The 13,949-nt window shown below is 40.2% G+C and carries 11 protein-coding genes; 9 read left to right on the forward strand and 2 right to left on the reverse strand.

Annotated elements, in window-relative coordinates; all coding sequences use genetic code 11:
• The first annotated feature begins 4 nt into the window (after positions 1-4).
• From eutH to ACQ4KW_RS05195, 3 genes are all read left to right on the forward strand, one after another.
• Positions 5-1,108 carry an ethanolamine utilization protein EutH gene (gene eutH, locus ACQ4KW_RS05185; protein WP_430885468.1) on the forward strand — a complete coding sequence of 368 codons (1,104 nt, stop codon included), beginning with the start codon at positions 5-7 and terminating at the stop codon, positions 1,106-1,108.
• Between the two features lie 223 nt (positions 1,109-1,331).
• Complete coding sequence (locus ACQ4KW_RS05190; protein WP_430885469.1) at positions 1,332-1,817, forward strand: cupin domain-containing protein; 486 nt, start codon at positions 1,332-1,334, stop codon at positions 1,815-1,817.
• Between the two features lie 21 nt (positions 1,818-1,838).
• Positions 1,839-2,987 (forward strand): 1-propanol dehydrogenase PduQ, encoded by a 1,149-nt coding sequence (locus ACQ4KW_RS05195; RefSeq protein ID WP_430885470.1) that lies wholly within the window; start codon positions 1,839-1,841, stop codon positions 2,985-2,987.
• Positions 2,988-3,649: 662 nt separating this feature from the next.
• Here ACQ4KW_RS05195 and ACQ4KW_RS05200 read toward each other — a convergent pair.
• On the reverse strand, positions 3,650-4,324 hold the full coding sequence (locus ACQ4KW_RS05200; RefSeq protein WP_430885471.1) for a hypothetical protein: 675 nt from the start codon (positions 4,322-4,324) through the stop codon (positions 3,650-3,652).
• A gap of 392 nt (positions 4,325-4,716) precedes the next feature.
• Here ACQ4KW_RS05200 and uvrC point away from each other — a divergent pair, with 392 nt between their 5' ends.
• Together uvrC and hprK are read left to right on the forward strand one after the other, a co-directional pair.
• Positions 4,717-6,588 (forward strand): excinuclease ABC subunit UvrC, encoded by a 1,872-nt coding sequence (gene uvrC / locus ACQ4KW_RS05205; RefSeq protein WP_430885472.1) that lies wholly within the window; start codon positions 4,717-4,719, stop codon positions 6,586-6,588.
• 151 nt (positions 6,589-6,739) lie between these two features.
• Positions 6,740-7,690: an HPr(Ser) kinase/phosphatase gene (gene hprK, locus ACQ4KW_RS05210; RefSeq protein WP_430885473.1), complete on the forward strand. Its 951-nt coding sequence runs from the start codon at positions 6,740-6,742 to the stop codon at positions 7,688-7,690.
• Between the two features lie 3 nt (positions 7,691-7,693).
• On the opposite strand, the gene ACQ4KW_RS05215 is transcribed toward hprK, so the two are convergent.
• The gene (locus ACQ4KW_RS05215) at positions 7,694-8,356 is read right to left on the reverse strand and encodes a hypothetical protein (RefSeq protein ID WP_430885474.1); all 663 of its coding nucleotides are present in this window, start codon (positions 8,354-8,356) and stop codon (positions 7,694-7,696) included.
• 828 nt (positions 8,357-9,184) lie between these two features.
• On the opposite strand from ACQ4KW_RS05215, the gene ACQ4KW_RS05220 reads away from it, so the two are divergent.
• The 4 genes from ACQ4KW_RS05220 (at position 9,185) to ACQ4KW_RS05235 (ending at position 13,694) form a co-directional block, all read left to right on the forward strand.
• Positions 9,185-9,664 carry an NAD(P)H-dependent oxidoreductase subunit E gene (locus ACQ4KW_RS05220; protein ID WP_430885475.1) on the forward strand — a complete coding sequence of 160 codons (480 nt, stop codon included), beginning with the start codon at positions 9,185-9,187 and terminating at the stop codon, positions 9,662-9,664.
• A gap of 65 nt (positions 9,665-9,729) precedes the next feature.
• Positions 9,730-10,098, forward strand: a complete 369-nt coding sequence (locus ACQ4KW_RS05225) for a (2Fe-2S) ferredoxin domain-containing protein (protein ID WP_430885476.1) — start codon at positions 9,730-9,732, stop codon at positions 10,096-10,098.
• A gap of 26 nt (positions 10,099-10,124) precedes the next feature.
• Complete coding sequence (gene nuoF, locus ACQ4KW_RS05230; protein WP_430885477.1) at positions 10,125-11,915, forward strand: NADH-quinone oxidoreductase subunit NuoF; 1,791 nt, start codon at positions 10,125-10,127, stop codon at positions 11,913-11,915.
• A gap of 27 nt (positions 11,916-11,942) precedes the next feature.
• Positions 11,943-13,694 (forward strand): NADH-dependent [FeFe] hydrogenase, group A6, encoded by a 1,752-nt coding sequence (locus tag ACQ4KW_RS05235; protein ID WP_430885478.1) that lies wholly within the window; start codon positions 11,943-11,945, stop codon positions 13,692-13,694.
• The last annotated feature ends 255 nt before the right edge of the window (positions 13,695-13,949 follow it).

Genomic DNA, 13,949 nt, shown 5'->3' on the forward strand with positions numbered 1-13,949 from the left:
AAAAATGAGCATTAACGAAATCATCGTTTATATTATGGTTGGCTTCATGGTCTTAGGTGCAATTGATAAGATTATCGGTAACAAATTTGGACTAGGAGAGCAGTTCGAAGAAGGCATCATGGCCATGGGGTCACTTGCTCTAGCTATGGTGGGTGTTGTATCCCTAGCGCCTGTGCTGGCCAATATTCTTGAACCTGTTGTCGTGCCGCTTTATTCTGCACTGGGTGCAGATCCATCGATGTTTGCAACAACACTTCTTGCAAATGATATGGGTGGCTATCCGCTGGCTATGCAGCTGGCTCAAAGTCAAGAGGCAGGACTTTTCGCTGGTCTGATTCTTGGTGCTATGATGGGGCCTACGATTGTTTTTACAATTCCTGTTGCTCTAGGCATCATTAAAGAAGAAGACCATGTATTTTTAGCGCGTGGTATTTTGGCAGGTCTTGTGACAATCCCTGTAGGTTGTCTGGTGGGCGGTCTTGTTGCTGGTTTTGAAATCGGTATGATCATTAGCAACCTGCTTCCAATCGTTATTGTATCGGTTCTTCTTGCTGTGGGGCTTGCTATGATTCCAAAGCAAATGATCAAGGGATTCATCGTATTTGGCAAGGGTGTTGTAGTTGTTATCACAATTGGTCTAGCGGCTATTATTATTGAGACAATGACAGGCATCGTTGTGATTCCAGGCATGGCTCCTGTAAGTGAAGGTATTGAAATCGTTGGTCACATTGCCCTTATGCTTGCGGGTGCATTCCCAATGGTTGCGGTTATAACAAAGGTGTTCAACAAGCCACTGCTAAAGATGGGATCTATGCTAGGTATGAACGATGTATCGGCAGCTGGTATGGTGGCAACACTTGCTAACAACATTCCAATGTTTGGTCTTATGAAGGACATGGATGAGCGTGGTAAGGTTATAAACGTTGCTTTCGCAGTAAGTGCATCTTTTGTATTCGGTGACCACCTAGGCTTTACAGCTGGTGTGGCTCAAGAAATGATTTTCCCTATGGTTGTCGGCAAGCTTGTTGGTGGTGTTACAGCTATTATGGTAGCTCTAGTCCTTGTAAAATACCAATCAGCTTCTAAAGCAGAAAAAAAGGCAGCATAGTTACATAATCTCGAATCCTGCTTGGATAAGTATGTTTGCAGGGTTCGAGTGTATCAAAATCAGGAAAAGAAATCCTTAAGCGACTTGCGATACTCTATATGAAAATCTCTGTTGAAGCTTATGAATTTTATATGGTATTTCGAAGACTCTAGAGTGATAAGAGTCAATATTTTGCAAATCGCACAAAACGGATTAAAAAGAAGTGAAAAAATAAAGAAATAGAATGACTATGAATGAAACATTTGAGAAAGTGGGATTCAAAGTGGAAAATATTCAACGTGAAATGATCGAAGAAATTGTACGCAAAGTTATTGAACAACAACTTGGACAGGCTTCTTCACCTGGTCGTGTTGTAGATAAGAGCGGTGTGATTTCTGTAAAAGCAGCTGATATTAAACCTGAACCGTTTGACACAGGAAAAGAAGGCGATAAGGTCTTCTTAACGGATATATTCTCTCTAGATGAAAGTCCAAGAATTGGTGCAGGCATCATGGAGATGGACCAGACTGTATTTGACTGGACTCTGAAGTATGATGAGGTTGATTACATCATTGACGGCACACTGGAAATCATCATTGATGGTCGAAAGATTGTGGGTCAAAAGGGCGATGTGATCCTTATTCCAAGGAATACAAAAATCCAGTTTAGCTCACCGGACAAATGCCGTTTTATGTACGTTGTTTATCCTGCCAACTGGGAACAGCTATAGATAAGAGAAAGAAGTGATAATGTGGATCGTTTTGTATTATCCACCGAAATCATCAGTGGTCATGATGGTCTAGACTACTTAAAGACACTAAAAGCTGATTCTGTGTGCATTGTATCAGATAAGGTCATGGTGGAACTTGGTGCCGTTAAACGGATAACTGATATTTTAGACTCTAGGCAAATTGACTATCATATATTTGACAGTGTTGAAGCCAATCCATCTCTTGAAACAGTGTACGAGGGTCTTCATCATATTATTGAAAATAAGCTAGGGGCTCTTATTGCGGTTGGTGGGGGTTCAGTCATTGATGCGGCAAAAGCCATTATATATTTCTGCATTAAGACAAAAGAAATATTAATTGAAACCTCAAAAATTGTGAAGCCAGAGTTTGTGGCCATTCCAACCACATCAGGCACTGGGTCAGAAGTGACGTCATACTCTGTGATTACAGACCATGAACATCAACGCAAGATACCATTATCTGATAAGATTATGCTTCCAGATGTGGCCATTCTTGATCCGACCTTTACAATGAGTGTGCCCAAGGGGGTTACTGCAGACACGGGTATGGATGTGATCACCCATGCTCTTGAAGCCTTCGTGTCTCCGGATGGGTCATCCCTTTCGACCATGTATGCACAAAATGCACTAAAAATGGCTTTTTCAAGTCTGTTGAAGGTCTATTACAATGGGCAAAACCGAGTGGAACGCGCACGAATGCATGAAGCGAGTTGCATGGCGGGTGTGAGTTTTACAAACGCTGGTTTAGGTATAAATCATAGTTTGGCCCACACTTTGGGCGCTCATTTCCATATCAGTCATGGTCGTGCCAATGCCATACTTCTTCCAAAGGTGGTTGCCTTTAACGCTGGGCTTACAGATCAAACATTTGAGAGCCATGGGGCCCCATATGTGAAAGTGGCATCTTTGCTTGGTATTGAAACGGACAATTCGGCCACAAGTATAGAGGCCTTTGTGTCCCTCATTGAACATTTCAATGAAAAACTTGAAATACCTCATGCCCTAAGGGATATGGGCATTGACCGAGAAGAATACTTTAAAGCTGTTCCTCAAATGGCTGAAGACGCTCTTATGGATATGTGTACTAAGACAAATCCACGCCCGGTTTCTAAAGCGGAATTGGAAGGCATTTTGTATTCAATTTTCTAGCCCTTTGACATAAAAGGCTTAGAGGGTTTAAAAAGTAAAAATAGAAATATGCCGACCTATAGCCAGACAGCCTTTATAAGTGCTCATGATAAACGATAAGATTATACGCTTTGAACTTTGATTGGCTAGTTAACTCATGCGGTCTCTCACACAAATTTACACCATATGTTTTGATCAAAGTTTTAATACCTTTGCACTAAAGAAGTTTGTAGGCACTAAGGTGGAGAAGCTGTAAAAGATTAAAGTTGAGTCAAGAGAACTATAAATTGTTACGACGAATATAAAAAGACATCGGCTTGTCTTATAGGTTTGGTTTTGGGGCTGTTGAAGAATGAATGCTATATGTGATTCATTCCTCAACAGCCCCTTTTTAAATTTATGAAACTGGTAAAATAAGAAATCGAAGTTTCTGTCATTCCAATGTTAAAACATCCTGTATAAAACACCTTTATAAAGACTGAATCCTTATAAGCTCCTAGATGAACAACCTGCAGTATATCAGTTTAGCCTTTTCGTCAGACCGTAATAGCTGTTAAAAACTCACAGGTTCTATATATGCATGTTGAGGACTTAAATCTATAAATTTGACAGTGTTTAAAACAAAAAATCCCCCTGCATAAGAAAATGGGGGGATAATAATTTATGTTTAAATATAGACTTTTTTAATACTCGCCAACTTCATGCATTTGAAGGCGTTTAATTTCTTTACTGAGCAGGAAGGCAATAATATGTTGAACCTTGTCCTGTGGTAGGCTTGCCTTAATATGGCCTTGCTTGTCCTTGAGGAAAAGCTGAATGTCTGCCCCTTCCACATAGAAGCCTGCAAAGTCTCTAAATGTGTAAACACCTGAGTTCGAACGTATTGGATCATTCAATGGGAACTCAAGGCGCAGGTCAATGCCCTTGATGATGATGGCGTCGTTCATAAAATGAACCTTGGTTTTCTTTTGTGTTATGAAAAGAAGGCCAGCAGAAACGAAGAGCCAAAAAATCGTACTGATTATAACTTGAGTGAGTGTCACATATACACTGCCACGAGCAAAAGGCATAATGAGAATGACAGCTATGAGTATGGCATAATAAACGCCTTGTCGCGTATAATTTTCATTCATGGTCACTGAAAAGAAAAATTTACCCGGGTCATAGGCCTTTGATGTCATGAAATGCCGAACGAGGGCTTCAACACCAGGAAAAATGATAATTATAAGTGCAAGTGTGCTGTTCAACAGGTTTAGGTCTGTTGCAAAAATGAAATCGAACTGGGGCATGACAAATGAAAATATTGTGATGCATGCCATAAATGCGATAATAGAAATAAGACTGCGATGCTTAAACATGTAAACCTCCTTTATTAGCCCAGGGCGTCACTTAATAATACAAGAATAAGTGCCATAAAATAGAAAGTCATCACCAGGGTCACTACCATTATAAACTTTAATGGCGCCTGTGAAAATGAAATAGATATTTCAATTTTGAAATATGTTCGTTTTATTAAAAGGCCTTCGTTTCTATCCGTTTATATGCTTGACTTTAGTAGCCTAAGTCATGGGTAGAGTATAGTTGAGCTATGAATATGTATTTTCAGAGGAATCCGTTCGAAAGTCTTGACCGACTGGCTTGAATAAATCATTGACATTGAATGGGATAAAGTCAAATAAGTCGATATATAGTCGACAAAACTTGTGCATATATTTAATAAAGGATATAATTTTTCTAGAGGTGTAGACGAGTGAATATAAAAGATCAACTAAAAAAACTACCGGAGAAACCGGGTGTCTATTTGATGAAAGATAAGGACAATCATATTATATATGTGGGCAAGTCCAAAAACCTTAAGAATAGGGTCACATCTTATTTTAGAGGTTTTAATTCCCATACCACCAAAGTCCAGACCATGGTTGTCAATATCACTGAGTTTGAGTACATTATCACCGATACAGAAATGGAAGCGCTGATTCTTGAAGCAACCCTTATTAAAAAGCATCAGCCTAGATTCAACATCCTTCTTAGAGACGACAAGACTTATCCTTATATTAAAGTGACTATGAATGAGCACTTTCCAAGGGTTATTAAAACAAGAAGACTCTTAAAAGATAAGGCCAAGTATTTTGGTCCATATACTGATGTGGATGCGGTTAATAAAACCATAGATACCATTAATAGAATTTATCCTATAAGAAAATGCAGTCGAAATTTGGAAAAAAACAATGAGAGACCCTGCTTGAATTTTCATATTGGTCAGTGTCTTGGCCCTTGCAAGGGAGATGTACATCATGATGAGTACATGGAAGTCATCGCAGAAATCATTCAGTTTTTAAGTGGCAAGTACGAAATGCTCATTCCTAAAATAGAGGATAAAATGAAAGCGGCAGCCGAAATCCTTAATTTTGAAAAGGCCGCTATGTATAGAAATCAGCTCGAGGCCATTCAGAGGCTTCAAGTGAAACAGCGTGTTGTCACAACATCTGATGTCAATCAGGATATTATTTCATGGGCACGTGAAATGGGACAGACATGCATTATGCTTTTCTTCGTAAGAAGCGGAAAGCTTATAGGCAATGAGAAATTCATATTAGATGATACTGAAACGGAGTCTATAGGTGAGATACTATCCAGCTTTGTTGTCCAGCACTACAGCGGAACATCCTTTATACCAAAAGAAGTTATCTTGTCGGATACGCCGAATGATCAAGATCTTCTTGCAGACTGGCTGACTCAAAAGGCTGACTACAAGGTCAAGGTTCTTGTGCCTAAGCGTGGGGAAAAGAAAAAGGTGGCCGATCTGGTCAAGAAAAACGCCGAGGAGTATATTGAGAAATTTAAAGAGCAAATTGAAATTGATAAGTACAAACGACAGCTTATACGAGACAATTTAGAGTCCTTGCTTCAAACGGGCAAGCCCATTCGAAGAATAGAAGCCTACGACATTTCTAATATTTATGGGGTCTTGTCGGTGGGGTCTATGGTTGTCTTTGAAAATGGTGTAAAAAAACGTAGTGATTACAGGCGGTTCAAGGTTAAGACCATTGAAGGGGCTAACGACTATGGTTCCATGATGGAAATTTTGTACCGGCGTTTCAAGCGGGGGCTTGAAGAATTAGAAGAGTTAAAAAAGACAGGGGTGGACAAGGGAAGTTTCTCTGTTTTTCCAGATTTGCTTCTCATAGATGGCGGTAAAGGTCATGTGAATAGCGTCCTTGATGTACTTAAGGCTCTGGATATTAATATTCCTGTTGCAGGCATGGTTAAGGATGATAAACACAAAACCGATCGTTTGTATTATAATGGAGATATGGTGAACCTGAAATCCAATCATGAAGTCTATAGATATGTGGCTTCCATTCAGGAAGAGGTTCATAGATTTGCCATTGAGTACCATCGGTCATTAAGAAATAAACAAATGACATATTCGGTGCTGGATGACATTCCGGGGATAGGTAAAACAAGACGTACCAACTTGATGAAACACTTCAAATCCATAGAGGGCATTCGACAGGCAACTGTGGAAGATCTCCTTGAAGTGGATGGCATCAATCAAAAAGTTGCTGAAGCTATTTATGATTACTTTAACAATAAAATGGTTCAGCAGGAAACAACATAAATAGAATCGGATGTTCATGAATATTAAGCAGATTTGATTACAAATGCGCTTGTGAAGAATCCGAGTAGAAAAAGACGGGAATAAAAAGCTTGTAGCAATACCGCTGTAAAGTGACCAAAATATAAGGCGGATTGTTACGAAAGGAGATCATATGTCAAATCTATATCAGGTACTGGAAAGGGGCTACTCGATGAGGGTCGTTAAAGTTGAAGAAGTCATTACTGATCTCGAGCTTGAAGTGATTAATGATGTAAGTGTTGATGCAGAGGTCAAAACGCTTGAAATTAACAGATGTGGTTTGCAATTCGCTAATTTTTATGATCATTTTGTCTATGAGCGCATTCAAATTGTTGGTAAAAATGAATGGGCCTATTTTGACACTTTAACACCGGATCAAAAGGCAGAAATTGCAGATCGATTCATGTCTTATGACGTTCCGGTCGTTGTGTTCACGCGTGACCAAGAAGTTTTCCCTGAAATGCTACAGGCGGCAAATAAGTATGGACGTTTGATTGCTAGGACCACACAGGCAACGACGTCATTTGTGAGTCGACTCAGTGGGTATTTAGAGGAAAAAATGGCTCCAACCGTAACACTTCATGGTGTTCTTGTTGATGTGTTTGGTGTTGGAATATTGATACTAGGTAAGTCTGGCATAGGTAAGTCGGAAACGGCCCTAGAACTTGTTAAGCGTGGTCACCGTTTTGTGGCTGATGATGCCATCGAAATTGTTAAGACACCAGATGGGGCCCTTGTGGGAAGAGCGCCAGCCCTGATTCGAAATTTCTTAGAAATTAGAGGCATTGGTATTTTAGATGTGGCTAAGCTATATGGTCTTGCTTCCATTCGTCACAGCAAAATCATTGATATGGTGATTCAGCTGGAAGACTGGGAAGAGGGTAAGGCCTACGACCGTCTTGGTCTTGAAGACAAGCATGTTGAAATCTTGGAGGCCCAAGTGGCAGCCATTCACGTGCCAGTCAAGCCAGGCCGTAACCTGGCAGTTATCCTTGAAGCGGCTGCGACTAACCACAGACAAAAGTCTGAAGGCTATAATGCTGCCAAGGAACTTGATAGAAGACTGAGAGAGAAGTATCAGTAAAATTTATAAAAGAAGTATTTGCATGAAGACAAAAAGCACCGCTGGGGAACCGGGGTGCTTTTTATTTTGAGGCGTTTCAACACTTGCAAAAGTCTTCTCAGTTATATCCTCGGTTACGAAATCTAGGTAAGCAAGTAAGTCAGAGTTCCCGAAATTTTCTTGATTGTTCTTATCAACATAGAACTGTTGTTTTTCAATACTCTTGTCATTAAGAGTGTATTTAATGATTCCGTACCATTTAGAAGACTCTAAGTATACGATGATAGCTGTATTTTCCTCCGGCGTGTTTAAATGATAACAACTGTACTTGTTGACAGGCCCTTCGAGGTTTGGATAACTTGCAGGGGGTAATAGGGCAAACTCACCAATTGTTTCTGAATTGTTTTCAAATATATAATTTATTTGAAGTTTCTTTACTTCAGGCTTAACAACATCATTAACCACTGCAAAGCTATATGTATTTGTAAGTGAATAAGGTTGTCCATTATTTAATTCAAGTTGGACCAGAGACACAGAGTTAGGTTCATGTATCCCGGATGCGCTATCAGAATCGTTTAATGAATAAGATGCAATATTTGAATTTACAATAATGAGTGTAAATAAAATAGCTATAATACATGATTTACAGTGTCTTGATTTAAAATGTTTCAATTTAAAATATTTCATTGTATATTCCCTTTTCTTCCGATAAATGGTTTTCTGTTCCTATAGAATTATATTATATGGATATTTTAATATCAAAGTTTGTACCATATTGAAACCTCTTAAATGATTGACAATTAATATTCGTCTTATGTACAAGTCCAATAATAACCCTTCTCATTACAAATGTGAAAATTATGTCGAATTTATCAGAAAGTATATTTACAGTATTCCTACTTATGATATAATAGGGCTTGTACGACATTGTATATTTTTTAACTAACCTATAACTCGCCAATACGAATGGTTTCAGCCGATCGTATTGGCGATATTAGTATAGAGCATATCCTAGTGATTTACTTGGGATTTTTCTATTTGCCACATAATATTGTATACAGTATCCTCAAATGGAAAAAAATGATTTGTTGGATAGATATACATTTCAGCCGCGAGGCTATTTTTGATGGCTGAATCAGGGAAAAGTTGTAAAAATGTCTGTCGTTTGCGTGAATTTTCTGATAATTTATGCAAACGTTTGGAAGATAAGTGTAAATGAAGAATATGCTCTTTTTAATGCTTGTTTTAGTTAAGGCTTTAACAAGAAGAGCCATTAAAGTTTGCATATTTACATTAATAGATCCATCATGTTAAACCAATTATGAAGGAATCTTGCAAAATACAATTTTATATTGTTCGCATAGAAATGAATTGACAATGGTCTATTCTTTTCTATGCGAACAAGTCAAATCTGTATGGCAAGTTCATAGGTAATTCATGGAATCCGCGCCTCAATAGCACTTTCGCTATTATCGGATTAACCATAAGTTAAAATAAAGGGAGGAAAGAAAGACCATGGCCAAAGATCTTCTATCACAAGAGAAATTTGCCAAACTCGATGAAGCAATTGCTAAGTATAAGGGAACAAACGGTGCCCTAATGCCAGTTCTTCACGAAGGCCAACACATTTTCGGTTTCCTACCACTGGAAGTTCAAAAGCATATTTCAGCTGGACTGAACATTCCTATGGCAGAAATCTATGGTGTTGTAACATTCTACTCACAGTTTTCATTGGAGCCTAAAGGCGAGTACCATATTGGTGTTTGTCTAGGTACAGCTTGCTACGTTAAGGGTGCACAGGCACTTATCGACAGAATCAGTAGAGATATTAACGTAGAAGTCAACAAGACATCAGAAAACGGAAAGTTTTCACTTGAAGCGACACGTTGTATCGGTGCATGCGGTCTAGCACCTGTACTAACAGTAAACGAAGACGTATACGGTCGTCTAGTTGAAGCTGACATTCCAGGTATTCTGGAAAAATACCAAGGCTAAAACCAAAATTATTCACGAATAGGATGATTTTTGGTTAATAAATTGATAACTGAGGAGGTAGCTGCATGAAATCACTAGCAGAACTCGCTAAAATTAGAGAAGAAGCTCTAAAAAAAGTTGATATTCGTAAAGATAGAAAAGGTACTCGTATCGTTGTGGGTATGGCAACTTGCGGTATCTCTGCAGGCGCTCGCCCTGTTCTAACTTCTATGATTGAAGAAGTACAGAAGAGAAACCTAGCAGACGTAGAAGTAACTCAAACTGGTTGCATCGGCGTATGTCGTCTTGAGCCAATCGTTGAAGTTTACAAAGAAGGCGAAGAGAAAGTTACTTACGTAGAAATGGATGCTGAAAAGGCAAAGCGTGTTATCGCTGAGCACATCGTAAACGGTCAGGTTGTTTCTGAACTAACAATCGGATCTGTTGAAAAGTAAAAACCATAGTTTGAGGAGGTAAACACATGGATTTCGTAAGATCACATGTCCTAGTCTGTGGTGGTACTGGATGTACATCATCAGGCGCTTTAGATATTGAAGCTAAGTTCGCTGAAGAACTAGCAAAACATAGTCTTGAAAATGAAGTAAAAGTTGTACGTACGGGTTGCTTCGGTCTTTGTGAAGCAGGTCCAATCGTTATCGTATATCCTGAAGGTTCATTCTACAGCCGTGTTGACGCAAAGGATATTGCGCGCATCACTGAAGAACACCTTCTAAAGGGTCGTATTGTAACTGATCTTCTATATGCTGAATCAGTAGCAGAAGATGAAATCAAGTCTATCGACCAAGTTGGTTTCTATAAGAAGCAACAGCGTATCGCTCTACGTAACTGTGGTGTTATCAACCCTGAAGTTATTGACGAGTACATCGCAATGGACGGTTACAAGGCTCTTGGTAAAGCTCTTACAGAAATGAGCCAAGAAGAAGTTATTGAAGAAATGAAGAAGTCTGGTCTGCGCGGCCGTGGTGGCGGTGGCTTCCCAACTGGTCTAAAGTGGCAGTTCACTTACCAGGCTGAAGGCGATCAGAAGTACGTTGCATGTAATGCCGATGAGGGTGACCCTGGTGCATTCATGGATCGTTCTGTTCTTGAAGGTGACCCACATGCTCTTATTGAAGCAATGGCAATTGCAGCTTACGCTGTAGGTGCTGATCGTGGTTACGTATATATCCGTGCTGAGTACCCAATCGCGGTAAACAGACTAGAAATTGCAATCGAACAAGCTAAGGAATACGGTCTTCTAGGTGAAGGCATCTTTGGTACTGATTTCAACTTCGAAATGGAAATCCGTCTTGGTGCTGGCGCATTCGTATGTGGTGAAGAAACAGCTCTTATCGCTTCTATTGAAGGCGAAAGAGGTATGCCTCGTCCACGTCCTCCGTTCCCTGCACAAAAGGGTATCTGGGGCAAGCCAACTCTACTTAACAACGTAGAGACTTACGCTAACGTACCTCAAATCATTCTAAATGGTGCTGACTGGTACTCTAGCATTGGTACTGAAAAATCAAAAGGTACAAAAGTATTTGCACTAGGTGGCAAGATCAATAACACTGGTCTTCTTGAAATCCCAATGGGTACAACACTACGTGAAGTAATCTTCGAAGTGGGTGGCGGTATCCCTAACGGTAAGGCATTCAAGGCGGTTCAAACAGGCGGTCCATCTGGTGGATGTCTGACAGAAGAACACCTAGATACGCCAATCGATTACGATAACCTTGTAGCACTGGGCTCAATGATGGGTTCTGGTGGTATGATCGTAATGGATGAAGACAACTGTATGGTTGACGTTGCACGTTTCTTCCTAGACTTTACTGTAGACGAGTCTTGTGGTAAGTGTACACCTTGTCGTGAAGGTACGAAGCGTATGCTTGAAATCCTTGACAATATCTGTGAAGGCAAAGGCACAATGGCTGATCTTGAAAAACTTGAGACTCTATCTCATGCAATCAAGGACTCTGCTCTATGTGGTCTTGGCCAAACAGCTCCAAACCCAGTTCTTTCGACACTAACTCACTTCAAGCATGAGTATATTGCTCACGTTGAAGACAAGAAGTGTCCTGCTGGTGTATGTACAGACCTTCTACAAATCGTTATCGCTGACGGTTGTATTGGTTGTACAGCTTGTACACGCGTATGTCCTGTTGATGCTATTGAAGGTGAAAGAAAAGCACCTCATGTCATTGATCAAGACAAGTGTATCAAGTGTGGTGCTTGTATCGACAAGTGTCCAGTTAAAGTTATCGTTAAACAGTAATTTTCGTAAGAGGAGAGGTGTAAAACAGTGTCTATGGTTAAAATAACTATGAACGGCATGGAAATGGAAGTGCCGTCAAACTATACTGTCCTGGAAGCTGCGAGAGAAGCAGGTATCCACATTCCTACACTATGTTTCCTAAAAGACCTTAACGAAGTGGGCGCTTGCCGTGTCTGTGTAGTTGAAGTTGAAGGAGCTCGTACACTACAAGCATCATGTGTGCTTCCTGTACGTGATGGCATGGTTGTAAAAACAAATACGAAGCGTGTTCGTGCATCACAAAAGATGACAACTGAACTGCTTCTTGCAAACCATAATAGAGAGTGTCTAACTTGCTACCGTTCAAAGAACTGTGAACTTCAGAATCTTTCTGAAGAGCTAGGTATTGAAGGTGTTGAGTTTGAAGGCGCTAAGCGTGAAGCAAAAATTGATGACAAGTCGTTCTCAATCATTCGTGACGCAAGCAAGTGTATCCTTTGTGGTCGTTGTGTATCAGCTTGTAAGAAGTCTCAAGGTCTTGGAATCCTAGATTTCCAAAACCGTGGTTTCGAAACAACAGTTGGTCCAGCATTTGATGTTTCAATGGCAGATTCACCATGTATCTACTGTGGTCAGTGTATGATCGTTTGTCCAGTAGCTGCACTACGTGAAAAGACTGACATTGAGCGTGTATGGGACGCAATTGAAGATCCAGATGTTCACGTGGTTGCACAAACAGCTCCAGCTGTACGTGCGGGTCTAGGTGAAGAATTTGGTCTTCCAATTGGTACGCGTGTAACTGGTAAAATGGTTTCAGCGATTCGTCGTCTTGGCGTTGATAAAGTTTATGATACAGACTTTGCTGCTGACCTTACAATCATGGAAGAAGGCACTGAGCTTCTTAATAGAATCAAGAACGGTGGCAAACTGCCAATGATCACGTCTTGTTCACCAGGTTGGGTTCGTCACGCAGAATTTAACTACCCAGATTTCCTAGAGAATCTATCGTCTTGTAAGTCTCCACAGCAGATGTTTGGTGCTGTAGCTAAGACTTACTACGCTGAAAAGCATGGCGTTGATCCTTCAAAGATCTTTGTTGTATCATTCATGCCATGTACATCTAAGAAGACTGAATCTGCTCGTGAAGAGATGAATGATTCAGGCTACCGTGATGTTGATGCAGTAATTACAACGCGTGAGCTGGGTAAGATGATCAAGCAAGCTCGTCTTGATTTCCACAACCTACCTGATGAGTCTTATGACCAAGACTTTATTGGCGAATACTCAGGCGCGGGCGTTATCTTCGGTGCAACTGGTGGCGTAATGGAAGCTGCTCTTCGTACTGTTGCTGACGTTCTAACTGGTGAGGACCTAGAGAACTTCGAATACCATGCTGTTCGTGGTATTGAAGGCATCAAGGAAGCCACTGTAACAATTGGTGAGCTAGATGTAAATGTAGCCATTGCCCACTCTACTGCAGAAGCTTCAAGACTTCTTGATATGGTAAGAGCTGGCGAAAAAGACTACCACTTCATCGAAATCATGGGTTGTTCAGGCGGTTGTGTATGCGGCGGTGGCCAGCCACAAGTTCCATCACAAATCCTTAACACTGGTATCGATGTTCGTGTTGAGCGTGCAAAGGCTCTATATGAAGAAGATACAGTGATGCCTATTAGAAAGTCTCACAAGAATCCACAGATCACTAAGATCTATGATGACTTCTTCGGTGAGCCAAATAGCCACAAGGCACATGAACTGCTTCACACGCATTACCATAAGCGTGAGAAGTTCGATATCTAATAGATATTAGACTGATGTGTTAGACCTTGACCGGTTGTATGATATAAGTTAACTTAAACGCTATGCGTGTCCTAAATGGGACGTGCATAGCGTTTTTTTATTTGCTGACATAAGCTGAGCTAACTCTTGAAGATTTGGTGTCACCTTATATGCCTTAATAATAGGAAAAAAAGCGAGTGAGGTTTGAATAAAATCATACTAAAATCGTAACATGTATATATTTTACATATATCTAGTTTTACGATTTGTATTTTG

This window comes from Tianxiuia mixotrophica, assembly GCF_050596425.1.
GTDB lineage: Bacteria > Bacillota > Clostridia > Peptostreptococcales > Acidaminobacteraceae.

What these genes read in the sequence shown, in the direction of transcription:
- eutH (WP_430885468.1), top strand. Translation starts at nt 5, where the DNA reads ATGAGCATTAACGAAATCATCGTTTATATTATGGTTGGCTTCATGGTC.
- ACQ4KW_RS05190 (WP_430885469.1), top strand. Translation starts at nt 1,332, where the DNA reads ATGACTATGAATGAAACATTTGAGAAAGTGGGATTCAAAGTGGAAAAT.
- ACQ4KW_RS05200 (WP_430885471.1), bottom strand. Translation starts at nt 4,324, where the DNA reads ATGTTTAAGCATCGCAGTCTTATTTCTATTATCGCATTTATGGCATGC.
- hprK (WP_430885473.1), top strand. Translation starts at nt 6,740, where the DNA reads ATGTCAAATCTATATCAGGTACTGGAAAGGGGCTACTCGATGAGGGTC.
- ACQ4KW_RS05215 (WP_430885474.1), bottom strand. Translation starts at nt 8,356, where the DNA reads ATGAAATATTTTAAATTGAAACATTTTAAATCAAGACACTGTAAATCA.
- ACQ4KW_RS05220 (WP_430885475.1), top strand. Translation starts at nt 9,185, where the DNA reads ATGGCCAAAGATCTTCTATCACAAGAGAAATTTGCCAAACTCGATGAA.
- ACQ4KW_RS05225 (WP_430885476.1), top strand. Translation starts at nt 9,730, where the DNA reads ATGAAATCACTAGCAGAACTCGCTAAAATTAGAGAAGAAGCTCTAAAA.
- nuoF (WP_430885477.1), top strand. Translation starts at nt 10,125, where the DNA reads ATGGATTTCGTAAGATCACATGTCCTAGTCTGTGGTGGTACTGGATGT.